The organism is Pseudoalteromonas sp. AWH4_217, assembly GCF_056161105.1.
In genome coordinates, this window is sequence record NZ_JBSWYM010000005.1 from 189,208 (window position 1) to 214,170 (window position 24,963).

General features: G+C 47.8%; 24 protein-coding genes. 19 read left to right on the top strand and 5 right to left on the bottom strand.

Annotated features, from left to right (window positions below):
• Positions 1–19: 19 nt before the first annotated feature.
• Positions 20–484, bottom strand: a complete 465-nt coding sequence (locus tag ACXAH1_RS07655) for a hypothetical protein (protein WP_475195461.1) — start codon at positions 482–484, stop codon at positions 20–22.
• Positions 485–573: 89 nt separating this feature from the next.
• Between ACXAH1_RS07655 and ACXAH1_RS07660 the strand changes: the two genes are divergently transcribed.
• Entirely contained in the window at positions 574–957 is a 384-nt protein-coding gene (locus tag ACXAH1_RS07660; RefSeq protein WP_046006685.1) for a response regulator, read from the top strand.
• A 166-nt stretch (positions 958–1,123) separates the two neighbouring features.
• Here the strand turns inward: ACXAH1_RS07660 and rpsT are convergent, their stop codons facing one another.
• Positions 1,124–1,384, bottom strand: coding sequence for a 30S ribosomal protein S20 (rpsT, locus tag ACXAH1_RS07665; RefSeq protein ID WP_054014123.1), 261 nt, complete (start codon positions 1,382–1,384; stop codon positions 1,124–1,126).
• 454 nt (positions 1,385–1,838) lie between these two features.
• Here rpsT and murJ point away from each other — a divergent pair, with 454 nt between their 5' ends.
• The 13 genes from murJ (at position 1,839) to ACXAH1_RS07730 (ending at position 16,533) form a co-directional block, all read left to right on the top strand.
• Complete coding sequence (murJ, locus tag ACXAH1_RS07670; protein WP_475195465.1) at positions 1,839–3,425, top strand: murein biosynthesis integral membrane protein MurJ; 1,587 nt, start codon at positions 1,839–1,841, stop codon at positions 3,423–3,425.
• Positions 3,426–3,501: 76 nt separating this feature from the next.
• Complete coding sequence (gene ribF, locus ACXAH1_RS07675; RefSeq protein WP_475195467.1) at positions 3,502–4,422, top strand: bifunctional riboflavin kinase/FAD synthetase; 921 nt, start codon at positions 3,502–3,504, stop codon at positions 4,420–4,422.
• Between the two features lie 31 nt (positions 4,423–4,453).
• Positions 4,454–7,282, top strand: a complete 2,829-nt coding sequence (gene ileS / locus ACXAH1_RS07680) for an isoleucine--tRNA ligase (RefSeq protein ID WP_475195470.1) — start codon at positions 4,454–4,456, stop codon at positions 7,280–7,282.
• Between the two features lie 13 nt (positions 7,283–7,295).
• A complete protein-coding gene (gene lspA, locus ACXAH1_RS07685) occupies positions 7,296–7,802 on the top strand; it encodes a signal peptidase II (protein WP_138549709.1) in 507 nt (168 codons plus the stop codon).
• Positions 7,799–8,239, top strand: coding sequence for an FKBP-type peptidyl-prolyl cis-trans isomerase (gene fkpB / locus ACXAH1_RS07690; RefSeq protein ID WP_475195474.1), 441 nt, complete (start codon positions 7,799–7,801; stop codon positions 8,237–8,239). The genes lspA and fkpB overlap by 4 nt, the downstream gene beginning before the upstream one ends.
• Complete coding sequence (gene ispH / locus ACXAH1_RS07695; protein WP_054014118.1) at positions 8,239–9,168, top strand: 4-hydroxy-3-methylbut-2-enyl diphosphate reductase; 930 nt, start codon at positions 8,239–8,241, stop codon at positions 9,166–9,168. Before fkpB ends, ispH begins: the two co-directional genes overlap by 1 nt.
• Positions 9,169–9,180: 12 nt before the next feature.
• Positions 9,181–10,224: a sensor histidine kinase gene (locus tag ACXAH1_RS07700; protein ID WP_475195476.1), complete on the top strand. Its 1,044-nt coding sequence runs from the start codon at positions 9,181–9,183 to the stop codon at positions 10,222–10,224.
• Positions 10,202–10,876: a LytR/AlgR family response regulator transcription factor gene (locus ACXAH1_RS07705; RefSeq protein WP_475195477.1), complete on the top strand. Its 675-nt coding sequence runs from the start codon at positions 10,202–10,204 to the stop codon at positions 10,874–10,876. Before ACXAH1_RS07700 ends, ACXAH1_RS07705 begins: the two co-directional genes overlap by 23 nt.
• A gap of 95 nt (positions 10,877–10,971) precedes the next feature.
• Positions 10,972–11,538 (top strand): type IV pilus modification protein PilV, encoded by a 567-nt coding sequence (pilV, locus tag ACXAH1_RS07710; RefSeq protein ID WP_475195479.1) that lies wholly within the window; start codon positions 10,972–10,974, stop codon positions 11,536–11,538.
• 1 nt (position 11,539) lies between these two features.
• A complete protein-coding gene (locus ACXAH1_RS07715; protein WP_475195480.1) occupies positions 11,540–12,517 on the top strand; it encodes a PilW family protein in 978 nt (325 codons plus the stop codon).
• A complete protein-coding gene (locus ACXAH1_RS07720) occupies positions 12,511–13,005 on the top strand; it encodes a pilus assembly protein PilX (protein WP_138549715.1) in 495 nt (164 codons plus the stop codon). Before ACXAH1_RS07715 ends, ACXAH1_RS07720 begins: the two co-directional genes overlap by 7 nt.
• Complete coding sequence (locus ACXAH1_RS07725; RefSeq protein WP_475195813.1) at positions 13,005–16,124, top strand: pilus assembly protein; 3,120 nt, start codon at positions 13,005–13,007, stop codon at positions 16,122–16,124. Before ACXAH1_RS07720 ends, ACXAH1_RS07725 begins: the two co-directional genes overlap by 1 nt.
• On the top strand, positions 16,111–16,533 hold the full coding sequence (locus ACXAH1_RS07730) for a type IV pilin protein (RefSeq protein WP_475195821.1): 423 nt from the start codon (positions 16,111–16,113) through the stop codon (positions 16,531–16,533). Before ACXAH1_RS07725 ends, ACXAH1_RS07730 begins: the two co-directional genes overlap by 14 nt.
• Positions 16,534–16,769: 236 nt before the next feature.
• Here the strand turns inward: ACXAH1_RS07730 and ACXAH1_RS07735 are convergent, their stop codons facing one another.
• Both ACXAH1_RS07735 and ACXAH1_RS07740 read right to left on the bottom strand, forming a co-directional pair.
• The gene (locus ACXAH1_RS07735; protein WP_475195481.1) at positions 16,770–17,285 is read right to left on the bottom strand and encodes a GspH/FimT family pseudopilin; all 516 of its coding nucleotides are present in this window, start codon (positions 17,283–17,285) and stop codon (positions 16,770–16,772) included.
• 170 nt (positions 17,286–17,455) lie between these two features.
• Positions 17,456–17,998, bottom strand: a complete 543-nt coding sequence (locus ACXAH1_RS07740) for a GspH/FimT family pseudopilin (RefSeq protein WP_138549717.1) — start codon at positions 17,996–17,998, stop codon at positions 17,456–17,458.
• Between the two features lie 135 nt (positions 17,999–18,133).
• Here ACXAH1_RS07740 and glnB point away from each other — a divergent pair, with 135 nt between their 5' ends.
• Complete coding sequence (glnB, locus tag ACXAH1_RS07745; RefSeq protein WP_010382451.1) at positions 18,134–18,472, top strand: nitrogen regulatory protein P-II; 339 nt, start codon at positions 18,134–18,136, stop codon at positions 18,470–18,472.
• 125 nt (positions 18,473–18,597) lie between these two features.
• Here glnB and ACXAH1_RS07750 read toward each other — a convergent pair whose 3' ends face one another.
• Positions 18,598–19,359 (bottom strand): outer membrane protein assembly factor BamD, encoded by a 762-nt coding sequence (locus ACXAH1_RS07750; RefSeq protein ID WP_138549718.1) that lies wholly within the window; start codon positions 19,357–19,359, stop codon positions 18,598–18,600.
• Positions 19,360–19,480: 121 nt separating this feature from the next.
• Here ACXAH1_RS07750 and rluD point away from each other — a divergent pair, with 121 nt between their 5' ends.
• The 4 genes from rluD to ACXAH1_RS07770 all read left to right on the top strand — a co-directional run bounded on the left by rluD (position 19,481) and on the right by ACXAH1_RS07770 (position 24,901).
• Positions 19,481–20,458, top strand: coding sequence for a 23S rRNA pseudouridine(1911/1915/1917) synthase RluD (gene rluD, locus ACXAH1_RS07755; protein WP_253043958.1), 978 nt, complete (start codon positions 19,481–19,483; stop codon positions 20,456–20,458).
• A gap of 1 nt (position 20,459) precedes the next feature.
• The gene (pgeF, locus tag ACXAH1_RS07760) at positions 20,460–21,185 is read left to right on the top strand and encodes a peptidoglycan editing factor PgeF (RefSeq protein WP_475195487.1); all 726 of its coding nucleotides are present in this window, start codon (positions 20,460–20,462) and stop codon (positions 21,183–21,185) included.
• Positions 21,186–21,275: 90 nt separating this feature from the next.
• Positions 21,276–23,849: an ATP-dependent chaperone ClpB gene (clpB, locus tag ACXAH1_RS07765; protein ID WP_475195492.1), complete on the top strand. Its 2,574-nt coding sequence runs from the start codon at positions 21,276–21,278 to the stop codon at positions 23,847–23,849.
• A 116-nt stretch (positions 23,850–23,965) separates the two neighbouring features.
• Positions 23,966–24,901: an NADP-dependent oxidoreductase gene (locus tag ACXAH1_RS07770; RefSeq protein ID WP_475195497.1), complete on the top strand. Its 936-nt coding sequence runs from the start codon at positions 23,966–23,968 to the stop codon at positions 24,899–24,901.
• Positions 24,902–24,963: the final 62 nt, after the last annotated feature.

Sequence of the window (24,963 nt, forward strand, 5' to 3'; positions counted from 1 at the left end):
AATTTTCAGATTAGTTTTTTTAATCTAAAACTAGTTTTATGAGCGCGGAAATAAAACCTTGTTGCTCGATAATTTGATACTTTTGGCAGGAGTCAGGATCGCGTTCATCCTGGCACAGATAGAGTGTATTTCGCTCTAAAGCGGGTCTGATATGCAGATTTGAATCAAACAAAATTGGTTGAACTCCAGGTAAACCTGGCCAATACACACTCTGTGCAACCAAGCCGAGTTTTTCGTAAGTGATGAGTTTAGGCTTGGGAAAAATGATAATCAGAAGTAGTAAAATAGCTGCTCCAATCCAGCGGTTTTTGTTTGGTTTTACTTCTTGTTGTTGTTGTTGTGCAGCTGCAAGTTGCGCTTGTTGCTGCTGTTGTAATGCTCTTTGCTGTTGAGGTGATAAGCGTTTTTTTTGTGTCGGTCGTTTTTTCTTTGACCTGGCATCTACCTGATTGAGCAGTGTCTGTTTTTTTGGTCTTTGTGCCATGCTTTGCTATAGCCTTTTGTTTGCAGGACTCTATAATAGTTCTATGCTAATAATAGCGCATTTCAATTGACTAGCCCACGGGAAAGGATATGGAACAACAAATCTCTATACTAATTGTTGATGACGTAGGCACTGTTCGCAGTTTCTTGCATCAAACCCTGATGCATTTAGGGATCGATAACGTAAAAGAAGCATCGACAGCGAAGCAATGTATCACCGCCTGTGAGGAACGTCACTTCGATATCGTTTTTTTGGACATCGAGTTGCCTGACGGAGATGGAAAGGAGCTGATAGCAGAGCTTGCTGAGATTAACCCAGACATCAATGTAGTGATGGTGTCGGCGCATTCAACGGTTGATAATGTGAAAGATGCGATTGAACGAGGTGCGAAAGGGTTTGTTGTTAAGCCTTTTTCGCCAAAGAAAATTGCGGCGATGCTAAAGAAGTTTTATCCAAAGCTAGAGTTGGCCTGAGTACTGACTCGCAGTGGAGGGGGAGAGCCATGTTCGGCTTTTCCATATACTGCCGGCACACTTTCACACACGGACTTGTGTCTACTGCCTGAGTTAGCAGTGCAATGGCTTTTTTCAGGCATAAAAAAACCGACTTACGTCGGCTTTTTCATATCCAATACCACAATTATAGCGCTTTGATCTTAGCAGCTAGGCGGCTCTTATGACGAGCAGCTTTGTTTTTGTGGATAAGACCTTTAGTTGCGTAACGGTCCAGGATAGGTGTAGCAACAGCGAAAGCTTGCTGTGCAGCTTCTTTGTCACCAGCTTCAATAGCAGCTACTACTTTTTTGAAGTAAGTACGCATCATTGAACGACGGCTTGCGTTGTGCTGACGACGTTTTTCGCTAGTGATAGCGCGTTTTTTTGCAGACTTGATGTTAGCCAAGGTATGCTCCTAACAATCTTAAAATAAGCTTAGTTTAAAGGCCGAGGAATATGCCCTTTTTATTCTTTAAAGTCAATAAAAATTCCCCTCGGCTGGTCAATTTGTTTGCTTATCGTGTTTGTCCCTAGCCCCTCGCAGCCATAAGTGGCTAGTTGGGTTGCACGATAGCTTGTCTGAAACGATTGGGTGCAATCAAATTCTCAGATCATATACCAAGTTAGCACCTGTAACAGCACACGGCTTGGCAGTCTGGGCGCATTGTAACAAATCCATAATCGCTCTACTAGGGTGTTTATGACGATCGTCTAAAACGAGGGTAAATTTGCCTGGCTGAGCCATTTTGATTGAGCCCGATTTGCCAGGCCTGGTTTCGCAAAAGCCCTGAGTTAGACGAGTATTTATCTTGATCTTATTGTGGCATAATTCCGCGAAAAATTTATCTGAGGAAATACTGTTGGCAAAGGGGCTGTTTAAATCTGGCATGATTGTGAGTGCTATGACGATGATATCCAGGGTAATGGGACTAGTCCGAGATGCTGTAGTGGCTAATCTGCTGGGAGCAGGACTTGCCGCGGATGTTTTCCTGTTTGCAAACCGTATTCCGAATTTTATGCGCCGCTTATTCGCTGAGGGGGCGTTTGCACAGGCGTTTGTTCCTGTTCTGGCTGAAATCAAGGAGCAGCATGGGGATGACAAAGTCAGGGTTTTTGTTGCACAGGCTGCAGGTACCCTGGGTACTATTCTGATGCTCGTCACCATAATTGGTGTTGTAGGGTCACCTGTGATAGCTGGTTTGTTTGGCACCAGTTGGTTTATTGATTGGTGGCAGGGCGGTGAAAATGCTGAGAAGTTTGTACTGGCGAGCGCACTGCTTAAATTTACCTTTCCTTATCTGCTCTTTATCTCATTGGTTGCACTCAGTGGGGCTGTGCTTAATGTATACAATCGCTTTTCTGTCGCGGCGTTTACACCGGTATTGCTAAATATCAGTATTATCAGCTGTGCGCTATTGTTGCATGACCGATTTGAGCAGGGCGCTTATGCGTTAGCAATAGGCGTATTTCTCGGTGGCCTGATCCAATTCCTGTTTCAATTGCCGTTTTTGGCCCGCTTGGGCATGCTGTCACGGCCAAGGTTTGCCTGGCGATCACCTGAAGTGACGAAGGTGCGCAAGCTGATGTTGCCCGCCATGTTTGGTGTATCTGTTAGCCAGATTAATCTGTTACTGGATACGATAATTGCAGCTGCATTGGCAACCAGTTCAATTGCCTGGTTGTATTATGCTGACAGACTGATTGAGTTTCCACTCGGTTTATTTGGGATAGGGATTGCGACGGTGATTTTACCTGCACTGTCGAAATTGCACGCTAAAGACAGTGTTCAGGAATTCCAGCAAACGCTCGACTGGGGTGTGCGGTTTGTCATATTTTTGGGAATACCTGCGATGGCTGGACTGATGCTGATTAGTCCCCTGATTATCTCTGTTTTGTTTGGCCACGGCGAATTTAATCAGGGAGAGCATGACAATGTTGCTGCCGTGAGCGGCGCTGTTACAGCTTACTCGGTCGGTTTGGTGAGCTTTATGCTGATTAAAGTATTGGCCCCCGGCTTTTTTGCACGGCAAGACACAAAAACCCCCGTTAAGATTGGGATTATTGCCATGTCATTGAACATGTTGTTTAACCTGATGCTTGCCCCGTTTATTGGCTATCTGGGACTTGCGCTGGCAACAGCATTATCCGCAACTTGTAATGCAGCCTTGTTATACAGGCAGCTCAATCTGCAAGGTGTCTATCGCGTATCCGGATTTACTCTGGCATTCACCGCTAAGTGTATCCTCTCCAGTGTCGTTATGTCTGGCATATTGCTATGGTTGAATCGTCAATTGCCCTGGCAGGACAGTGAACTGACAACACAAATCGGCATATTGGGTCTTCAGCTGGTCGCAGCGATAGTGGTCTATTTTGGTATGATGTACCTGATGGGGGTTCGTTTGAGTACACTTAAAGACAGTTCAGCAGCGCCTGTACAGACTGCGTAGGCTTTATTCGCATTTGCTGGTAACTTGGGTATAATCGGGCTTTTATACTGCTTTAGTAATCACAGGTGTTAGTTGTATGCAATTGATCCGAGGGATCCACAATATTCGACCCCACCACTATGGCTGTGTGTTGACGATAGGAAACTTTGATGGCGTACACTTGGGGCACACTGAGGTACTGAAAGGGTTAATTGCAGATGCACATGCACACAATTTGCCAAGTACTGTCATGCTTTTCGAGCCGCAACCGCAAGAGTTTTTCGCCAGGCAGCAGGCCCCCGCCAGGTTGACCCGATTGAGAGACAAACTGGCGCTGCTGGCAGACATTGGTATTGATCGTGTTATTTGTGTGAGTTTTAACGCCCGATTTGCTAATTTTCAGGCAGAAGACTTTGTGCGTGACGTATTGTGCACCAAACTTGGTGTCCGAGCTTTGACTGTTGGTGACGACTTTCGCTTCGGAAAAGGGCGTGTTGGTGATTTCGCAATGCTGCAGCGACTTGGTCCTGAACTCAATATGGACGTCAAAGATACACAAAGTTTCAGGCAGCATAATAGTCGCGTCAGTAGCACGCTTATTCGTGCAGCACTGGCTGAGGGCGATGTTGTGCGTGCGCACGCAATGTTGGGGCACACTTATGCGATTTCGGGCAGAGTAATTCATGGCTGGAAAAAAGGGCGTGAGCTAGGCTTTAAGACTGCCAACGTTGCACTTAAGCGTCAGGTTAGCCCGGTACAGGGGGTATTTGCCGTACGCGTAAAAGTAGGCAACTCACTGTACAAAGGTGTTGCAAATGTGGGCACTAAGCCAACCCTAAATGGCAAGCGAGCCTTGCTAGAGGTACACATATTTGAATTTGACCAGGAAATATATGGTCAGTTTATAAAGGTGGAGCTTCTTCATAAGCTCCGTGATGAACAAAAATTTGAGTCATTGCAGCACCTAACTGAGCAGATTGCTCAGGATGTCACTGCTGCAAAACACTTTTTTCAATAATTTTAAGTAGCCGATACGGAAAGTAAAGTAAATGAGCGACTACAAGCATACGTTAAATCTACCGGAAACTGAGTTTCCAATGCGTGGCAATTTGGCACAACGCGAGCCCAAAATGCTTAAAACATGGTACGAGCAGGATCTGTATGGTCAGATCCGCAATGCCAAAAAAGGTAAAAAGCCGTTCATTTTGCACGATGGTCCTCCCTATGCCAATGGCAATATTCACTTAGGTCACTCAGTTAATAAGATCCTCAAAGATATTATTATTAAATCAAAGACACTTTCCGACTTCGACGCACCTTATGTGCCGGGCTGGGATTGTCATGGTCTGCCAATTGAACTGCAGGTCGAGAAGAAGGTTGGTAAACCCGGCAAGAAAGTGTCAGTTGCTGAGTTTCGTGAAAAATGTCGTGAGTACGCTCGCAAACAGGTTGAAGGTCAGAAGACTGATTTTAAACGTTTGGGTGTGTTAGGCGATTGGGATCGTCCATATCTGACAATGAATTTCGACTTTGAAGCCAATGCGTTGCGCGTATTGGGCCGCATTATTAAAAATGGCCACCTGCATAAAGGTGCAAAGCCTGTTCACTGGTGTACAGACTGTGGTTCTGCGTTAGCAGAAGCAGAAGTTGAGTATCAGGACAAGCAGTCACCGGCGATTGATGTTAAATTCGACTTTGTTGATGAGCAGGCACTGCTTGATGCCTTTGAACTGACAGAAGGACATCAAGGTACAGGCCCGGCAAGCACAGTGATCTGGACAACCACTCCATGGACTATGCCCGCTAACCGTGCTGTGGCAGTGCATGGTGCTCTTGAGTACGCTCTGGTGCAGGTTGAAGATGAGGGCAAAGAGCAGCGCATGGTGCTGGGTTCTGAGCTTGTTAAAGATGCAATGGACCGATTTGGTTTCAATCGTTATCACGTATTGGGTTATGCCAAAGGTGCGGTACTAGAAAACCTTCGTGTTGCGCATCCATTCTATGATTTTGACGTTCCTGTGATCTTGGGTGAGCACGTCACAACTGACTCAGGTACAGGTATTGTTCACACAGCACCTGGTCACGGTCCCGAGGATTTTGCTGCAGGCCAGGCGTATGGTCTGGAAGTAGCTAACCCGGTGGGCGCAAATGGTGTATTCCTGCCAGATACCCCAGTCTTCGCTGGCCAGCATGTGTTTAAGGCAAATGATGCCATTATTGAGCATTTAAAAGAAAAGGGCGCTTTGGTTCATCATCACGCTATGACACATAGCTATCCACACTGCTGGCGTCATAAAACGCCGATTATTTTCCGCGCGACACCACAATGGTTTGTCAGTATGGATCAGGCGAACCTGCGTCAGGACTCTATGGCGGAAATTGGTAAAACTCAGTGGATCCCTGAGTGGGGTGAGAACCGTATTGCAAACATGGTTGAGGGACGTCCGGATTGGTGTATCTCTCGTCAACGTACGTGGGGCGTGCCTATCGCTTTGTTTGTTGACAAAGATACCGGTGCATTGCATCCGAAAACTGAAACCTTGATTGAAGAAGTCGCTAAGCTGGTTGAACAAAAAGGTATTCAGGCCTGGTATGACCTTGAGCCCGCAACTTTGCTTGATGAGGCAGATGCTCAGCAGTATGTCAAAGTACAAGATACTCTGGATGTGTGGTTTGACTCAGGTGTGACTCACGCCTGTGTAGTCGATGCGCGTGAAGAGCTAACGGGTCCTGCTGATCTGTACCTTGAAGGCTCGGATCAGCACCGAGGCTGGTTTATGTCTTCTATGATGACGTCTGTGGCTATTAATGGCCATGCTCCTTACCGTCAGGTTTTGACTCACGGCTTCACTGTGGATGAAAAAGGCCACAAGATGTCTAAGTCTCTGGGTAATGTTATTTCGCCTCAGGATATTATGAATAAGCTGGGTGCGGATATTTTACGCCTGTGGGTGGCTTCAACTGATTACACGGCTGAAATGACTGTGTCAGATCAGATCTTTAAGCGTGCAGCAGATCGCTACCGTCGGATCCGTAACACCAGCCGCTACTTGTTGTCTAACCTGAGTGGTTTTAACCCGACAACGGATCTGGTGGCTGTGGAAGACATGATCGAGCTGGATCGCTGGATTGTCAGCCGGGCAGCCCAGCTACAGCAGGAAATTGTTGAAGCTTATGATAATTACCAGATGCTGGTAGTAACGCAAAAGCTAATGAACTTCTGTACCGGAGAGCTGGGTTCTTTCTATCTGGACGTGATCAAAGACCGCCAGTATACCGCGAAGAGCGACAGTCATGCGCGTCGCTCATGTCAAAGTGCGCTTTACCATATTGCTGAAGCAATGACTCGCTGGATGGCGCCTATTATGAGCTTCACTGCTCAGGAAATCTGGGAAGTGTTACCAGGTGAGCGTGGTGAATTTGTATTCACAGACGTTTGGTACGATGGCCTGACTCAAGTGAGCGAAGGGCAACTGAGCAATGACTTCTGGCAAGAGTTGCTGTCAGTGCGTGATGAAGTAAACAAAGTACTGGAAAGCGCACGTAAAGAAGAAGTTATTGGTGCAACTTTGCAGGCCGAAGTCACGTTGTACACAGGCGGTGATTTAGCAGAGAAGCTGATGACGCTCAAAGACGAGCTAAGATTCGTATTATTGACATCGAAAGCGCAAGTCGAAGTGGTTAATACGAAACCAGAAGCTGCCGTTGCGACAGAAATTGACGGGCTGTTTATCGCCGTTAAAGCCACGCAAGCTCCGAAATGTGATCGTTGCTGGCACCACAGCGAAGATGTTGGTCAGCACGCAGAGCATCCTGAGTTATGTGGTCGCTGTGTGACGAATGTCGATGGCGCTGGTGAACAGCGTCAGTTTGCTTAATTAGGAGTATTACATGACCAAATCGACCGAACGTAGTGGTCTGGTGTGGTTGTGGCTGAGTCTACTGCTGTTTGCAGTAGACTTCGGCACGAAAGCACTGGTGGTAGAAAATATGCGGCTGTATGAGTCGATTGAGTTGCTACCCTTTTTTAATTTTACTTATATGCATAACTATGGCGCTGCGTTTAGTTTTCTCAGCGAAGCCGGAGGCTGGCAACGCTGGTTCTTAAGTGGTATAGCAGTCGCTATCAGTGCCTTATTGGTTTATTGGCTGAAAAAGTTACCTGCCAAAAACTGGTTGTTGTGCAGTGCTTACGCTTTGGTACTGTCTGGCGCATTAGGCAACTTATATGATCGGGTTACCTTAGGCTATGTCGTCGACTTTTTGCATTTTTACTATCAGGACTGGCATTATCCAGCATTTAATGTCGCGGATATGGCTATCGTTGGTGGCGCAGGCTTATTGTTATTTGACGCCATTTTTGGTGATAACGCGGATACGCAGGAGAATAAGGCATGAGTGAGCAGATAATAGGCCCACAATCAGAAGTTTTATTTCACTTTTCGATAAAACTGGCTGACGGTTCTGCAGCGGACTCAACGAAAGTACATGATAAGCCGGCAAAGCTCTTTATGGGTGACGGTAGTCTGACAGAAAACTTTGAAAAATGCCTGTTGGGACTAAAGCCGGGCGACAGCAAGGCGTTTGAGCTTGAGCCTCAGGACGCTTTTGGTATGCCAAACCCGGACAACATTTATTATGTTGACCGTAGTAAGTTTGGTTCTGAAACACCCGCTGAAGTAGGCAGCATTATTGCCTTTACTCAGCCTGACGGAACTGAGCTGCCAGGCCTGATCCGCGAGGTTGCCGGAGACTCTGTTACCGTAGACTTTAATCATCCTCTGGCTGGGCAAAAAGTGACCTTTGAAGTGGATATTTTAGAGGTGAAAAACTAATGGAAATCTTGCTTGCAAATCCACGTGGTTTTTGTGCCGGGGTAGACCGAGCAATTAGCATTGTAGAACGCGCCCTTGATATCTTTGAAAAGCCCATTTACGTGCGTCATGAAGTGGTACATAACAAATATGTGGTAGATGGCCTGCGCGCCCGTGGTGCGGTGTTTGTTGAAGAGCTGGATCAAGTGCCAGACGATAGTATCGTCATCTTCAGTGCGCACGGAGTATCACAGCAGGTGCGTCAGGAAGCAAAACGTCGTGAACTGAAAGTTTTCGATGCGACTTGCCCTTTGGTCACCAAAGTACATATGGAAGTTACACGTGCCAGTCGAAAAGGCACGGAGTGTATCCTGATTGGGCACCATGGACATCCGGAAGTAGAAGGCACCATGGGCCAATATAATAATCCAGCGGGTGGTATTTATCTGGTTGAAACACCTGAGGATGTCAGCACGCTGGAAGTGAAAGATCCTAGCAACCTCTTCTATTGCAGCCAGACGACTTTGTCGGTAGATGATACTTCGGATGTGATAGAAGCGCTGCGGGAAAAGTTTCCACAGATCCATGGTCCACGTAAGGATGATATCTGTTACGCGACGCAAAATCGTCAGGACGCGGTCAGAGACCTGGCTAACAAGGTAGACTTACTGTTAGTGGTTGGCGCGAAGAATAGTTCTAATTCAAATCGCCTGCGTGAGCTTGCAGATAAAATGGGCACTCGTGCATTTCTAATTGATGATGATCAGTGCCTGAATGCGAGCTGGTTTGACGGTGTAAACAAAGTGGGTGTAACAGCTGGTGCTTCAGCACCTGAGGTGTTGGTGCAGCAGGTTATTGCCCGACTCAAAGCGCTTGGTGGACAAACCGTTGTAGAAAACCCGGGTCAGGAAGAAAATGTGGTTTTCGCTGTGCCTGTCGAACTTCGGTAGGTGCGACAAACCATGGATAAGTCAGAGGCGATAGGCCTGGGACTGCTTAAAGCCATGGTATCAGAGCGGGGCGTACTGGCTATGCTGATCGCCTCGCAATCTCTCTCCTTTATTTATACGCTCGCTGATTATGACGACTTCTGGCTGACTTTGGGGCTGGTGAGTTTATTCACCCATGGCAATGCTCTATTGTCTTTAAGTGTGATTGCACTGGTCAGCATCTTTAAAGTGTCCAAACCGGCTCACAATGGTGTTCTGGAACTGAGCATAGTATTCGTTGTTTTTATTAGTGTGTGTATTGGTCTGAGTATTGGGATCCAATTTACGCCTTTGTCTTCTCACGTGCCGATTGATTGGGGTCCGGTATTTAGCAATAGCGCCATATGCTGTTTTGTCGTGGTGATCCTGCTGTACTTTATGTCGATCTACATTGACAATGTGAATGCCCTCGAGTTGGCTGCACGAGCGGAAATTGATGCCTTGCAGGCACGAATACGGCCGCATTTTTTACACAATACGTTAAACACACTGGCTGAACTGACGCATGAGAATGCGGCTGATGCGGAACAAGCAGCATTATTGCTGGCGCGCCTGATGCGGGTGTCTTTTGCGGAAAAAAAGTGGCATACCATTGCAGACGAAGTGGCATTAACAAAAGACTACCTTTGTCTGGAGCGTTTTCGTTTCGAGCAAAGATTGCAGGTACAGTGGCTAATCGACGAAGCTCTGTTGAGTGTACCCATCCCGACACTGACGTTGCAACCTTTGGTCGAGAATGCTGTATTGCACGGCATAGAAAAGCGTGTTCAGGGCGGCACCATCACCATTCACATTGAAAAACGTGACAATATAATCACACTGAGTGTGACTAACCCCTTGCCTCACGCAACGCATCACTCCGGTGGCAATGGGATTGCGACAAAAAACATCGATAAACGGTTGTCCCTCTATTACCAGCGCCGGGCTAGTTTGAGGATTGAGCGAGATAGTGATAAATTCTTAGCTACCATCACTTTACCTGACACTGGAGCTTATGAATTATCTGATTTTAGATGATGAGCCTATCGCCAGACGGCGGTTACGGCGCTTGATGTCGGAGTTAGAGCATTTCACTTGTGTGGCTGAAGCATCAGACGGCGAGCAGGCGCTGCAATTGTGTGAGGACAATTCACCTGAGCTGGTGTTTCTCGATATTGCTATGCCTGGCATTGATGGACTCGAAGTGGCGGAAATGCTCAGGCAAAAAATGCCGGAATGCAAAATAGTTTTTGTGACAGCATTTGCCGAACATGCCCTGCGCGCATTCGACCTGCTGGCAGAAGGGTACTTGGTCAAACCCATAGATAAGGATCGCCTCGGTGCCTTACTTGAACATATCTATGGTGAGAAAATGCAACGTCTGCAATACCAGGTAGGCCATGATACACGCTGGGTTGCGGTATCCGATATTCTGGTAGCCAGAAGTGACGACCGATATACCCACATTTATTTTACCGGTGGTGAGGCACTGGTAGATATTCCCTTAAAGAAGCTGCTGGCAACCTATCCCCGACACTTTGTGCAGGTACACAGAAATACACTGGTAAAAAAGCAGGCCGTATTGAGTCTGGAGTCCGTGGAAGGGAATCACCGAGTGCGATTGGATGGCTTTGCAGAGCCCATTACGGTGAGTCGCCGGGCGGCGGCTAATTTCAAGTCGCTATTCTGACCATTAAACCCTACTGATTGACCGTTGAGCCCACGATCAGGTTCATGACGAAGTGATTCATTATATTATGTAGTGGAGCAAACTGACTTTGAAAAATGATGGCAAAAACTGTGTGTAGTAACGCAAATCGCGGATTTACCCTCTTAGAAACGCTGATCGCTTTTATGGTGTTGAGCTTTGGCTTGCTTGGTGCTGTGGCACTGCAAGCGAAGGCAAAGCAAGCCAGTTTTGACTCTATGCAACGCGCAGCTGCAGTTGCCCTGGCCGGTGATATTATGCAGCGGATCCGCAGTAACGACACCCTCAATCTTGATACACAGTATCAGCAAGTATTCAGCAGTACGGCGACTATAAACGGTAATAATAGCTGCTTCAGTAACACTTGTACCAATGCCGAAATTGCAGCGATGGATCTGGAGCAATGGGTTATGGCCATTCAAGCCAAAGAGAACACCGGCTCGCTTGACGATACTACGGTATGTATTAGTACAACGCCGGTGGCCAATACTCAGGGGCGGGGCTTCAACGTGACCGTCAGTGTTGCCTGGGCAGGTCGTCAGGCATTTGTCATGAATGCTGCCAATCAGGCGATTAACTGTGGCGACAACAATGACTATCGACGAGTAGTGAGCATTAACAGTTATTTACTGGTGAGGGACTGAAATGAGACGCTCAGGGTTTACTCTGGTAGAGTTACTGATCTCCATGTTTATTGGCGCTTTGTTATTGGGTGGCGTGGTCACAGCTTACGTCAGTATGAAAGTAACAACACGAGATACGATGGCGATTGGCGAGCTTCAGGAGGTTGGCAGGCTGACGCTGACCTTGTTACGCCGAGACCTCGAACAGGTTGGTTTCTGGGGTACCTTTTATGACAAAGGCCTGACGACGGTTAATTCAACCAGCCCTGCGAATCCGACTAACGATTGTTTTGGCGGTCTCAATAATGGTAGTTTTCCTAATGCGGTACAGACTAACTTCCGCTCAATCTACGCGGAGCAAACAAGCGGTGCGGCGTTAGATTGCATCTCAGGGGCCCGTAACAATACAGAGGTGTTACAGCTTAAGTTTCTGGAAGGAAGGCAAATCACAAATATCAGCGATGTTGAAAACAATCGTTACTATTTCATTGCACAGCAAGAACAGGGCACTTTTGTTGCTGGGGATAGCTTTGCAGGCATGCCGACTAACAACGCTACGTTGTGGCCCTATAGTCACCATGTTTACTATATCGCAGAGCAGCAAATTCAGATCAACAGTAAAACCATCACCACACCCATCTTGATGCGCAGAAGACTGACCGTGAGTGGCGGCATGACTACAGAAGCCGTGATTGAGGGGGTCGAAGACATTCGCTACCTGTTTGGATTGGACACCAATGGAGACAGCCGGGTCGATACCTATCGTAGTACACAAGATATGACCGCTGGAGACTGGGAGCGCTCAGGAGGGATTTTGACCGTGCAGATCATCGCATTAGTCAGAGTACTTGAGGCTGATGTGGGTCTGGAATTGAAAAGCCAGACTTATACCCTGGGCAATGATCCTGACAGACGGACTCTGACCTTTAATGACAGTTATCGTCGGACGGTATTTTCGACCACAATTCAACTCTATAACATGGGAATTTCAACATGGTAATGGCGCATAAACAGCAGGGCATGGTGCTGATTGTTTCTATGGTCCTTATTGTGGCCGTATTGAGTGTCGCTGTGACCCTGATGAGTAGTAGCACTATAGATATTAAGGTAACCAATGCTGCGCAGGAGCGCGAAGCCGCTGAAGCGCTGTTGATGGGAGAAGTACAACGCATTATCTCACAAGAAAAAGTACTGTTTGACGCCAGTGTTTTTCATGCTCGTAACGGTCAGTTTGAAAACGAGGCAGGAGAGATGGTTGAACGGGTGATCCGCAATGATGAAGAAATGGAGCTGAAAAGCCTGCAAGCCAACCTCAACAGCGGTCAGCTGCTGCTGGAATGCCCGCGTGTCTTTAATTTTACAGCAGCTGTCGGATGCGTCATTACTGAAGTAGAAAGCACAGTGCAATATGGTGACCAAGCTCAGCATCAGGTGACTGTTGTGATCGGCATAGCGCAGGAAGCGCTCAACATAAAGGGGAATCAATGATGTGGTATAGATTGTTGGGATTGCTGAGTTGTATTTGTGTGTTCAGCATCCAGGCCGAGGATATCGAGTTATTTGTTAAACATGACATCTCAAACTCTGAAAAGTCACGTGTGCTGGTTGTCTTTGATACCTCGGGGAGTATGGCGTGGGACGTGAAGGACGGTCAGCGTTGCTATGAATATCGTAGTGGGCGGTTTCGCAGTATTGATTGCTTTGATTCTTCTCAAACCAGCAAACGTTGCTATAAGGTACGCAATGGCTGGTATCAGCAGTCAAATTGTGGCGACAGCCGCTTAAAGGTGGCGCAGGATGCGATTACGACACTGGTAGATGATAACCCGGATTTTGATATTGGCTTAATGCGACTTTATTCCAGTTCAGGCGGGTATGTACTGAATGGCCTGGGTGCCAGTACAACAACGCTAAAAAACAAAATAGCCAACTTGCCTGCCAGTGGCAGTACACCTTTGTCAGAAACCCTCTGGGAAGCGTATCTTTACCTGACTGGTAAACGTGTGCTTTACGGGCAGAATAAAAGTGACCGTGATCGCAGCGTTGAAAGTAATGGTTATTATATTTCGCCCTTTAAGCCAGATCCGCTGGCGCCGAAACGTTGTGACACGTCCACCAATATCATTCTGATGACAGATGGCGATCCGACCAGCGACTCAGCACGAAATACGGACATTTACAATAAATATGTGTCTACATTTGGTTCAGTGCCTAGCAGAGTATCCAATAACTACCTGAATTCACTTGCCAAAGTAATGAGAGGAACGCCTGAAACTCAGGTCGATCTGTACCCCAGTACGCCGGAAGAGCTGGACTTTGCCCGTACCTATACCATAGGTTTTGGTACTGGGATGTCTAATGCGGGCAAAACGTTACTTGAGCAAACTGCACTTGATGGCGGCGGAGAATATAAACATGCGAACACGGCCTCTGAGCTGTCCGAAGCATTAAAGGCGACAATCACCAACATTCGCGAAAAGAGTGACAGCTTTTCATCGCCTTCTGTATCAACCAGTAGCTCTGATTTGAGTCGTAGTGGAGATTCTATCTATTACACTATGTTTTATCCTGAAACCCATACCCGGTGGCGGGGCAACCTGAAAAAACTCAAGGTGAAAGGGGCCGTAATCCATGGTATGGGCAGCAATAGCCACGCCATTAATGAAGAGGGGGTTATTGCGGATAACGTGACCACTTACTGGTCTCAGGCCGGCTCTAAAGATGGTTCCAAAGTTGGGGTCGGTGGCGTTAACTACCAGCTATCACGACAAACAACGCGTAAACTGTATTCAGATTATGGAAAAGGCACCTTAATGTCTTTCGACTACGCCACCGCGTTGATCGCTGCGGGCGGTAGCTTGTCAAAATTGAGTACCATGTTTTCGGTGGATAACGCCGCTCAGGTACCTGATGTGATCGACTGGTCGAGGGGGATTGACGTTAACGATGAAAACAACAATGGCTCGACCACAGACCGACGTGACACCATTTTTGGCGATCCCTTGCATTCCAGGCCCGTGACACTGGATTATGGTAATGGCGATTTGCGAGTGATTGTGGGTACCAATGCCGGGTTCCTTCATATGTTCAAGGACAACGGTGAGACCGTGACGGAAAGTTGGGCATTTGTTCCCGGGTCCTTACTAGACATACTCAGACCTCAAATGGTGCGTCAGGACGATACCAAGCTGTACGGCATGGACGGCCCGATAACGGTTTACTTCTGGGACAAGAATGACGATGGTAAGGTCGGCAGCGGAGAGCGTGTTTGGCTCATTGCTGGCATGCGCCGCGGTGGTAACGAATACTATGGATTCGATATTACGTCTCCTGATAACCCAAGGTTGTTGTGGGGAGGCCCTATCAAAGGCGGGTCAGCACCCTTTGAACAACTGGCACAAACCTGGTCTAAACCTTTGGTCACCTTTATTAAATCTAAGCCTGATACGCCAGTTGTTATCTTTGGCGCCGGGTATGACACCAATAAAGACAATGCGCTCTTTTCTGACGACAACGTTGGCCGGGGTATTTATATTGTTGACATAGAAACGGGTAAGCCATACTGGAGTCTGACTGCGGCCAATGGCTTTACTGGCAAGCATAGTATCGCAGCAGATCTCAGTACCGTAGACTCTGACTATGATGGGTATACTGATCGTATCTATGCAACGGATACTGGTGGGGGCATTTGGCGCTTTGACATGCCCGGGACCAATCCAACGGACAGTGAAACCCCCTGGACTCATTTTAAACTGGCGAGTTTAAGTGGTGGAACAGATAATAATAAGCGTCGCTTTTTTTACCGCCCGGTTGTGGCTCGTACCTACTTTTCTAAGGTATCAACTGAAACGGTAAATGGTCAGACGATCACGATCCGCAGAGATATTCCTTATGAAGGGCTGCTGATTGGCAGTGGTAACCGAGCCAAGCCGACGTCTACCGCTGTGCAGGACTTTCTCTATATGGTCCGGGATGAAAATACCAAAACACAATCATTCATAGGGGACAATGTACCGGCAACCATCAAATCATCAAATCTTTTGAATGTCACCAATGATCCCTTCTACTCTCGGCTGGACGACTTTGACCAGTTTGTAGAAAAAGAGGTTGAACTGGGTTTGGCAAGCGGCTGGAAACTGAAACTTGCTGAAGGCGAAAAAGCGATGGCGGCAGCGACCATTGTTGCAGGCGTAGCCTATTACACAACCTTTACCCCGGCCAGTGTTGAGATAAATGAGTGCTCAATTACAGCGGGCAGGGGAAGGTTATATGCGTTACATCTGAACTATGGTATGCAGATGTTGGATCTGAGGAGTTTTCAGACTACCGCAGAAGTGCCGGACACACCCAGAGTACACTTTAGTGAACATACCAATGAGGATGGCAGTACCACCATAAAAGCACAGTTGATCAGCCCTATAGTGACTGAAAGCAGTGACGATGTTATAGATGGCAAGATCCGGCTGGTCGAACCTGAAGCTGCCGCACCATACCGAAAATCAGATGGAGGTGTCGGTGGTGTAACGGGTGAAAACGACGTACAAATCGAAATGCAAACGCGGTTATTGTACATTTACAAAAAAGAAGAGCATGATGAAAAGAACTAAGCGTACAGTATTGGGATTCACCCTGATTGAGCTGATGATCACCATCGCAATCCTGGGTATTTTAGCCAGCATTGCCTACCCCAGTTATTCACAGTATGTAAAGCGTGCAGCCAGAGCTGAAGCGGCAGCCACTTTACTTGATGCAGCCAATAAACAAGAGCAGTATTTTGTGGATAACCGACAATATGCCAGCACATTAGCTGAGCTGGGACTGCAAACCACAACGGAGAACGATTACTTTACTCTGACCATAGCACTGGGTGCCAATCTAAATACCTTTACAATTACAGCCACGGCATCGGGGGGGCCGCTTGAGGACGATCCTGATTGTACCACCCTAACCATCGATAACTTAAATATTCGCGGGAGTACAGGTAATTTCACCGCCGATCAATGCTGGGGGCGATGATCATTACAGCGATGCAGATAAGGTGCGAGTCCTGTTTTTACTTCAACAGCGACGCCGTTCAACACTGCGTTCACTGCGCATGAATGAACCGTTTTGTGCAAAGGTACACATTACTAACCAATTCTAATCACTGGCCAACGAGGGGGCGCGTAACTGAATTGTTAAACCGCGCCGCTACCGACTTCCCCTAACTGGACACATCAAGCGCTGTGGTGCTGCAAGCTGGGTGCTCATGGTTAACGGCATTTTGTCGTTTCTCTGAGTCTGCTTCGGCCAACCACACTGACAGATAAAGCGAGTCCGATAGGCTCTCCGCGAAGGCGTCTGGCACAGTACACAAAGGTACCATTACCAAACCCCCTCAAAGTACCTGTGTGTTTAAACGTAATCGCTTTTCTGGGATAGTCTAACGTGTCGCTGGCCGTGATCCCCGACAGTACCAGTAGCTTGATATCTCCACTATCGAACCTAGCGCGATCCTGATAATCGGTGAATACAGTGAGCTCCTTTTGCCACTGGGTGGTACATTGACCATTAACCAGCGGGCAAATAGTGACAGGCGCATTGTGTGTGATAGCCAGCAGTCGCGACAAGGTCAGGTGTCGGTCAATATTCAGCAGCGCAGTTTTGGGTCTGTCCAGTTCCGTCAGCGTATGGATGGCAGGGACAGAGAGTAGTACCATCACGCCAAACAGCGCCATGCAAATGATCAATTCAAACAGGGTAAACCCTAAGCAGTTCCTTAAAGTCATGAGTATGCATCCGTGCATGAGTCATCTTTTCAGCTTAGATGGAGCGCGCCATATCACAAGGGGTATGAAGAATTATCACGGAGGGAGCTATTGAATAATGGCTTTTAAACCAATTCCACGATCATGCATCGAGTTTGCTCATGACAATTCTAATAAAAACCAGAGCGAAGCTATTGATTGCAGGTGAGCTGGGTATCGCCGCGATAGAGCGCAGAACCCACAACGCTGATCTCTAACTGTTGATTAGCGAAATTGGTTGCTGAAGGACAATAGATAAAGCTGCTGGCTTGTTGCATTGCTGTACGGCCACTTGAATCGAAGCGTAAACTGGCGCTTGGGAATGTAAGGGCGTCGTTTTCTGGTACTCGCTCCATCACACGCAATAGATCATCGGCATCGGCGTTATACGAACCGTTGTTGTTGCGGTCTAAAAATACGGTGATTCGGTTGCTTTGCCAGTCTGTCAGGCAGATAAAATCGCTATTGGTTTCAACCAGCGTTTGGCTTGCCGGACAAATGACAATGATTTCATCTGTTGCGGTAGCATGGGCTCTGGCAAATGTCACAGTACGTTTGAGTTCCTGCAGGTAGGCTTCAGAACGGGTGGAACTCGAAATATTTGCCCCAAACGACAACACTATGGCAGACAACAAGCCCAAAATAGCAATTGTGACAATGAGTTCAATAAGTGTAAATCCAGCGAGTTTTTTCATCGTACACAACCAAAAATAGGAATAACTACTGATTATTATAGTGCGTCTTTTCGTTTATTAATTCAATCGCTTTGTTTGCCTTGTTTTGTTGGATTGTCTAAAATCGACGCATTACCAAAGGGATAAAAATCAATCATGAAAAAGATAGAAGCCATCATAAAACCATTTAAGCTAGATGACGTGCGTGAAGCCTTGTCTGACATCGGTATTACCGGTATGACAGTATGTGAAGTAAAAGGCTTTGGCCGACAAAAAGGACACACCGAGTTATATCGTGGCGCAGAATATATGGTCGACTTTCTGCCAAAGGTGAAACTGGATATCGTGCTGGCCGAAGAAGATGTGGATCGGGCTATTGATGTCATTTTAAAAACAGCACAAACCGGCAAGATTGGCGATGGTAAAATCTTTGTCACAGAGGTGGAGCGTGTTGTTCGTATCCGTACGGGTGAAGAGGATGAAGAAGCAATCTAATATCAATTGCGATTAATTAAGCAATTGGTATAGCTGGCCACTGAGTTATCAAGAAAAGATATAAAAATGCCGGGTACTGTTTACAGTCCCGGCGTTTTTATTTGCTCAGTGAAGTACTGTTATTGCTAACGCTGTTGGTTTTGCTCTTTGGCTTTACGGGCGTTGTCGCTAAGCTCTTCAAGGCCCAACATTGCGTAGCTCTTTTCCATCATTTCAAGGGCTGGTACCAGATAGCTGCTTTGTGAAAAGTGTTCTACAACATACTTGCCCCGATTGGCTGCGGCAAGATAGGCTTCACGCTCAAAGTAATAGTTAGCGACCTTCAGTTCATAACGTGCCATTTTGTTTAGCAACCAGGCAAGGCGCTTTTTGGCTTCCGGCACATAGGCGCTGTCAGGATAATTCTTTACCAGAGTCGATAAGTCCTGAAAAGCAACCCGTGTCCGGCTTGGGTCGCGGTCTGCACGGTCAATACCAAAGTATTCCTGGAAGCCATTCTCATCCGCCTTAATGTTGATCAGGCCCCGCATGTAGTACATGTAGTCGAGGTTTTTATGGTTGGGATTAAGGCGTAAAAAGCGATCTACAGTCGCTAAAGCCTGTTCTGTGTTCCCAGTTTGATAAAAGGCATATACCAAGTCCATTTGTACCTGATGAGAGTAAGGACCAAATGGATAGCGTGAGTTGATGGCACTCAGTAGTTCAATCGCACGGGCATATAGGCCAGAGTCGAGTGTTTGTTTGGCGTCTTCGTACAATGCCTGCACAGATTTATTTGGTACGCGTTCGATTTCTTCTTGTTCTGGGGCGGATGAGCAGGCTGCTAATCCCAATACAGATGCGCTCAATACGATTGCAAAAGCGCGTTTTCCCAACGTCTTTATCATTTTATTTTACTACCTTCGTTATCAGGCTAGGCCAAGTCGGCAAAACCGAGTAAACTATGCATTTATGCGATTCTAACCCAGTCGAGCATGGCTTGCACTGGTATTTTAGGTAAAGTTACACATGTCTGAGCAAATTTCTCTACAAGCCGATGTGCCAGTGGAACTGGGCGGTAAACGTCTAGACCAGATTTTGGCGCAATTGTTCCCCGATTTTTCACGTTCCAGAATAAAAACTTGGATCCTTGACGAAAAAGTCACCGTCAACGGTGATGTACTGGCGATCCCTAAGGAAAAACTGCTGGGTGGTGAAGTGGTTGCGGTGGAAACGCAAATTGAGGCTGAACGGGAGTACGAAGCGCAGGACATCGCGTTAGATATTGTTTATGAAGATGACGACATCCTAGTGATCAATAAGCCAATGGGTCTGGTTGTACATCCTGGTGCCGGCAACCCCAACGGCACCGTGCTGAATGCATTGTTACATCACCACCCCGAGATCATCAATGTCCCACGTGCGGGCATAGTGCACCGTCTTGATAAAGACACCACGGGATTGATGGTGGTGGCCAAGACCATAGTTGCGCAAACACACCTGGTGAAAAACCTTCAGGCACGTGAAAACTTTACCCGTGAGTATGAAGCAATATGTAATGGCACCATGACCGCCGGTGGCATGATAGAAAAGCCCATTGGTCGTCATGCGACTAAACGCACACATATGGCAATCCATGAAATGGGTAAGCCCGCTATCACGCATTATCGGGTTGCAGAAAAGTTTCGGGCACACACGCGCTTGCGGTTACGCCTTGAAACTGGCCGTACCCACCAGATCCGTGTGCATATGGCTTACCTCAAGCATCCTCTGGTGGGGGATCAGCTTTATGGTGGTCGCCCCTGTCCGCCACGCAATGCATCTCCAGAGTTTCTTGATACGCTCCGGGGCTTTAAACGTCAGGCACTGCATGCGGTAAAATTGCGTATCGCACATCCTGTCAGTGGTGAAGTCATGACCTGGGAAGCGCCGATCCCAGAAGATATGCAGGAGCTCACCGCGGCACTGCGTGAAGATAGCAAACAGAACCCACAGATAGATTACTAATATGATCTATCCAGATTGGCCGTTACAGGGGGTCGTTGGCGCCCTGTCTACCACAAGACAGGGAGGCGCATCTGCGCCCCCTTTTGATGGTTTCAATCTGGCCTATCATGTCGGCGACGCGCCGCAGGCCGTCGCACAGAACAGGGCACGGTTGCAGGCTGAGGTCTCACTGCCAATTGTCTGGCTGGAGCAAGTACACGGTAACACTGTCATCGATGCTGATGATGAGTATGATATTGCTTCACTTCCTCAGGCTGATGCCATTTTTACCCGTTCTTCTCAATTTGCTTTGGCAATCATGACTGCCGACTGTTTACCTGTGCTGGTTGCCAGTGAAGACGGTCTGGAAATAGCGGCGGTTCATTGTGGCTGGAGGCCATTGGTGGCAGGTATTCTTGCTAAAACCCTGGCACATTTTAAAACGCCTGCGAGTCAATTACATGTCTGGTTAGGGCCTGCTATTGGTCCTCAGGCTTTTGAAGTAGGCAAAGAAGTCGTTGATCAGTTTGTCGCACTCAGCCGGGTGCACAGCCAGGCGTTCGTGCGCCAGAAAAACGGTCAGTATCTGGCTGATATTTACCTTCTTGCCAGACAGCAACTGAGTGAACTGGGTGTCACTGCTGTGTCTGAGCACGCACACTGTACGGTTGCTCATCCTCAATATTATTTTTCTTATCGCAGAGATAGTCGCTGCGGTCGAATGGCCAGTTTGATTTGGCGCAAATAAATCTCGCTCTTTTGCTTTACACACCTTGATCAAACTCGCTGTGATACCCATTTTATAGGTAATTAAGTTATTTATAAGGTTATTTAGGGTATGCGAATAGATAGGTTTACCAGTAAATTTCAAGCTGCGCTGTCCGATGCGCAGTCACTCGCATTAGGGCGGGATCATCAGTTTATTGAGCCTGTACATTTAATGTACTCTTTGTTGCAGCAAAGCGGCTCCAGCGTCCGCGCTTTGTTCGCTCAGGCCGGGGTCAGTGCCGATGAGCTGAACACGAAACTCTCTCAGGCTATTGAAAAACTGTTTAAGGTTGAAGGCGTTGGCGGTGATGTACAACTGTCAAATAACCTCATTTCACTAATCAATTTATGTGACAAGTATGCACAGAAACGCAAAGACAAATACATCTCCAGTGAGCTATTTGTGTTTGCGGCATGCGAAGATAAAGGCCCGCTGGGCGATATCTTCCGCTCTTTGAATATCACTCAGGACAAAATTGAAAAAGCCATTAAGGCCATTCGCGGTGGCCAGAAAGTGGATGATCCGAACGCTGAAGATACCCGTCAGGCGCTGGAGAAGTACACGATAGATCTGACTGAACGCGCCGAGCAAGGCAAGTTGGATCCGGTGATAGGTCGTGACGATGAAATTCGACGCACAGTACAGGTTTTGCAGCGTCGAACCAAGAATAACCCTGTGCTGATCGGTGAGCCCGGCGTTGGTAAAACAGCCATTGTAGAGGGCCTGGCACAGCGTATCATCAATGGTGAAGTACCTGAGGGCCTAAAAGATAAGCGTGTACTATCGCTTGATCTTGGGGCGCTGGTAGCTGGTGCAAAATACCGCGGAGAATTTGAGGAGCGCCTCAAGTCTGTACTGAATGAATTGGCTAAAGAAGAAGGCCGGGTGATCCTCTTTATTGATGAGATCCATACTATGGTGGGCGCTGGCAAGACAGATGGCGCCATGGATGCGGGCAATATGCTCAAGCCAGCACTGGCACGCGGCGAGTTGCATTGTGTGGGGGCAACAACCCTGGATGAGTATCGCCAGTACATTGAAAAAGACGCTGCGCTTGAGCGACGTTTCCAGAAAGTCTTTGTGGCAGAGCCAAGTGTCGAAGACACCATTGCGATTTTGCGAGGGCTAAAAGAGCGCTATGAATTGCATCACTCTGTTGATATTACCGATCCGGCCATTGTTGCTGCGGCACACTTGTCACATCGTTATATCAGCGACAGGCAGTTGCCGGATAAGGCCATTGATCTTATCGATGAGGCCGGCTCTTCCATTCGTTTGCAAATAGACTCTAAGCCGGAACAGCTGGACAAGCTGGAGCGTCGCATCATTCAGCTAAAACTGGAAGACAATGCACTGGCCAAGGAAAAAGATGAAGCCAGCCAGAAGCGCCGCACTGAAATGCAGACTCTGATCCAGCAGTTGGAATCTGAGTATCGTGAACTCGATGAGGTATGGAATGCAGAGAAGGCCTCATTGCAGGGCACGCAGGTCATCAAGGCGGAGCTGGAACAGGCCCGTCTGGATCTGGATGTGGCACGCCGGGCAAGCGACTTGCAGCGTATGTCTGAGCTGCAATATGGTCGTATTCCGGAGTTGGAGCGCAAACTGGATTTAGCTTCTCAGGCTGAGATGCAGGAAATGAGTCTGCTGAAAAACCAGGTTGGTGAAGATGAAATCGCGGAGATTTTGTCGCGCTGGACAGGGATCCCGGTGGCAAAAATGCTTCAGGGCGAGCGAGACAAACTGCTGCAGATGGAAGAAGAGTTACACAGAAAGGTCATTGGTCAGGATGAGGCCGTCAGTGCGGTGGCCAATGCCATCCGCCGCTCGCGCGCGGGCTTGGCCGATCCTAACCGGCCGATTGGCTCGTTTTTGTTCTTAGGCCCAACTGGGGTAGGTAAAACTGAGCTGACCAAAGCGTTAGCAGGCTTTATGTTTGACACGGAAGATGCCATGGTGCGCATTGATATGTCTGAGTTTATGGAAAAACACTCGGTAGCACGTCTGGTGGGGGCACCCCCAGGGTATGTGGGGTATGAAGAGGGGGGTTATCTGACCGAAGCGGTCCGCCGTCGCCCTTACTCCGTGATTTTGCTTGATGAAGTAGAAAAAGCGCACCCTGACGTGTTTAATATTTTACTTCAGGTACTCGACGACGGGCGTCTGACGGATGGCCAGGGTCGCACCGTTGATTTTAAAAACGCGGTGATCATTATGACCTCGAACCTGGGCTCAGATGTTATTCAGGAGCAAGCAGGCAGCAATGATTATGCTGTCCTGAAGCAACGTGTCATGGATGTATTGGTGACGCAATTCAGACCTGAATTTATCAACCGTATCGACGAAACGGTCGTCTTCCATCCGCTTATCAATGAGCACATTAAGCAAATTGCGGACATTCAGCTGTCAAAGCTGCGCCAGCGTTTGCATGACAAAGGGTTTGGCTTTGAGCTCACTGAGGCTGCGCTGGATAAGATTGCGGCCAGTGGTTTCGATCCTGTCTACGGTGCGCGGCCACTCAAACGTGCGGTCCAGCATCATATTGAAAATCCGCTGGCACAGCAGCTACTGCAGGGGGATTTTGACGTTGGTGACGTGATCAAGGTGGATGTTGTTGAAGGCGACATCGTTTTCACGCGTTAACTCCTTCATCGGGCGGCAATATGCTGCCCGTATCTGTTTAAATTCAGCGTGCTGAGGTTGGGGGTTTTGTTGTGATATGTTAGAGTTCATTATCGCCACATAAACACGCATCTTCCATGGAAAAGCTCTTTCGCCAGTATGGCATTTTTCAATTTGGTGGCAGCACTGAACTGTGTGCTCAGGACTTGCCACTGACATCACCTAGCGATCAGCAGGTGCTGATCAAAGTGATTTCAACGTCAGTCAATCCCATCGATATTAAAACACGCAACGGCCTTGGCTATGTTGCACAAGGTAAAGCGCCCGATGCGTTTTTGCCTCTGGGCTATGACGTATTAGGCGAAGTCGTACAAACCGGTAACCATGTTAGCGGGCTTGAGCCGGGAGATAAGGTGATCGGCATGGCAGGCTTTGCCAGTCATCCGGGGAGTTATGCCAGCCATGTTTATGGCAACGCTGATGAATTAATTAAAGTCGAGCAGAATGTAAAAACCAGTTTGGCCGGTCTGTGTCTGGCAGGGTTGACTGCATGGCAGGCGCTGGCCGATTTTGATCCTGAGCACGCGCCTGTGTATGTCAATGCAGCAACCGGAGGGGTTGGTCACCTGTTACTGCAAATCGCCAGATTACGCGGATTTGATGTGATCCCTGTCAGTCGGCGCACTGAGCATCAGGTATTCAGCACATTGGACTTTGAGGCCATCACGTTGGACGCGTATTTGTCACAGCCTCGTAAGGGCCTCTTGATTGATTTAGTCGGAGGAAAGCTTGGGCAAAGTATGACGCAAAACCTGCTTGCTGGCTCTGAACTCGTCACTGTTCCCACGGTAACAAAAGATCAGGTGTTAGCAGTTGCTCACCAACAGGGTGTGACAGGACGTGGACTATTGGTTGAAGCAAACCAGGCACATTTGGCATGTTTGTATGAAGCCGTATGTACAGAGCAGTTGCAGGTATTGGTTGATCAGCAATTTAAATTAAGCGACATTCAGCGGGCGCATGAGTATGTTGAACAAGGTGCGCATTTTGGCAAAGTGATCATTACCGCTTGAGTATTCGTAATTTGCCCCAATTGACAGTAGCATTGTGTATTACTGAGCACCGGGCCTCGAGG

What these genes read in the sequence shown, in the direction of transcription:
- ACXAH1_RS07655 (WP_475195461.1), bottom strand. Translation starts at nt 484, where the DNA reads ATGGCACAAAGACCAAAAAAACAGACACTGCTCAATCAGGTAGATGCC.
- ACXAH1_RS07660 (WP_046006685.1), top strand. Translation starts at nt 574, where the DNA reads ATGGAACAACAAATCTCTATACTAATTGTTGATGACGTAGGCACTGTT.
- ribF (WP_475195467.1), top strand. Translation starts at nt 3,502, where the DNA reads ATGCAATTGATCCGAGGGATCCACAATATTCGACCCCACCACTATGGC.
- ileS (WP_475195470.1), top strand. Translation starts at nt 4,454, where the DNA reads ATGAGCGACTACAAGCATACGTTAAATCTACCGGAAACTGAGTTTCCA.
- lspA (WP_138549709.1), top strand. Translation starts at nt 7,296, where the DNA reads ATGACCAAATCGACCGAACGTAGTGGTCTGGTGTGGTTGTGGCTGAGT.
- fkpB (WP_475195474.1), top strand. Translation starts at nt 7,799, where the DNA reads ATGAGTGAGCAGATAATAGGCCCACAATCAGAAGTTTTATTTCACTTT.
- ispH (WP_054014118.1), top strand. Translation starts at nt 8,239, where the DNA reads ATGGAAATCTTGCTTGCAAATCCACGTGGTTTTTGTGCCGGGGTAGAC.
- ACXAH1_RS07700 (WP_475195476.1), top strand. Translation starts at nt 9,181, where the DNA reads ATGGATAAGTCAGAGGCGATAGGCCTGGGACTGCTTAAAGCCATGGTA.
- ACXAH1_RS07705 (WP_475195477.1), top strand. Translation starts at nt 10,202, where the DNA reads ATGAATTATCTGATTTTAGATGATGAGCCTATCGCCAGACGGCGGTTA.
- pilV (WP_475195479.1), top strand. Translation starts at nt 10,972, where the DNA reads ATGATGGCAAAAACTGTGTGTAGTAACGCAAATCGCGGATTTACCCTC.
- ACXAH1_RS07715 (WP_475195480.1), top strand. Translation starts at nt 11,540, where the DNA reads ATGAGACGCTCAGGGTTTACTCTGGTAGAGTTACTGATCTCCATGTTT.
- ACXAH1_RS07720 (WP_138549715.1), top strand. Translation starts at nt 12,511, where the DNA reads ATGGTAATGGCGCATAAACAGCAGGGCATGGTGCTGATTGTTTCTATG.
- ACXAH1_RS07725 (WP_475195813.1), top strand. Translation starts at nt 13,005, where the DNA reads ATGTGGTATAGATTGTTGGGATTGCTGAGTTGTATTTGTGTGTTCAGC.
- ACXAH1_RS07730 (WP_475195821.1), top strand. Translation starts at nt 16,111, where the DNA reads ATGAAAAGAACTAAGCGTACAGTATTGGGATTCACCCTGATTGAGCTG.
- ACXAH1_RS07735 (WP_475195481.1), bottom strand. Translation starts at nt 17,285, where the DNA reads ATGACTTTAAGGAACTGCTTAGGGTTTACCCTGTTTGAATTGATCATT.
- ACXAH1_RS07740 (WP_138549717.1), bottom strand. Translation starts at nt 17,998, where the DNA reads ATGAAAAAACTCGCTGGATTTACACTTATTGAACTCATTGTCACAATT.
- glnB (WP_010382451.1), top strand. Translation starts at nt 18,134, where the DNA reads ATGAAAAAGATAGAAGCCATCATAAAACCATTTAAGCTAGATGACGTG.
- ACXAH1_RS07750 (WP_138549718.1), bottom strand. Translation starts at nt 19,359, where the DNA reads ATGATAAAGACGTTGGGAAAACGCGCTTTTGCAATCGTATTGAGCGCA.
- rluD (WP_253043958.1), top strand. Translation starts at nt 19,481, where the DNA reads ATGTCTGAGCAAATTTCTCTACAAGCCGATGTGCCAGTGGAACTGGGC.
- pgeF (WP_475195487.1), top strand. Translation starts at nt 20,460, where the DNA reads ATGATCTATCCAGATTGGCCGTTACAGGGGGTCGTTGGCGCCCTGTCT.
- clpB (WP_475195492.1), top strand. Translation starts at nt 21,276, where the DNA reads ATGCGAATAGATAGGTTTACCAGTAAATTTCAAGCTGCGCTGTCCGAT.
- ACXAH1_RS07770 (WP_475195497.1), top strand. Translation starts at nt 23,966, where the DNA reads ATGGAAAAGCTCTTTCGCCAGTATGGCATTTTTCAATTTGGTGGCAGC.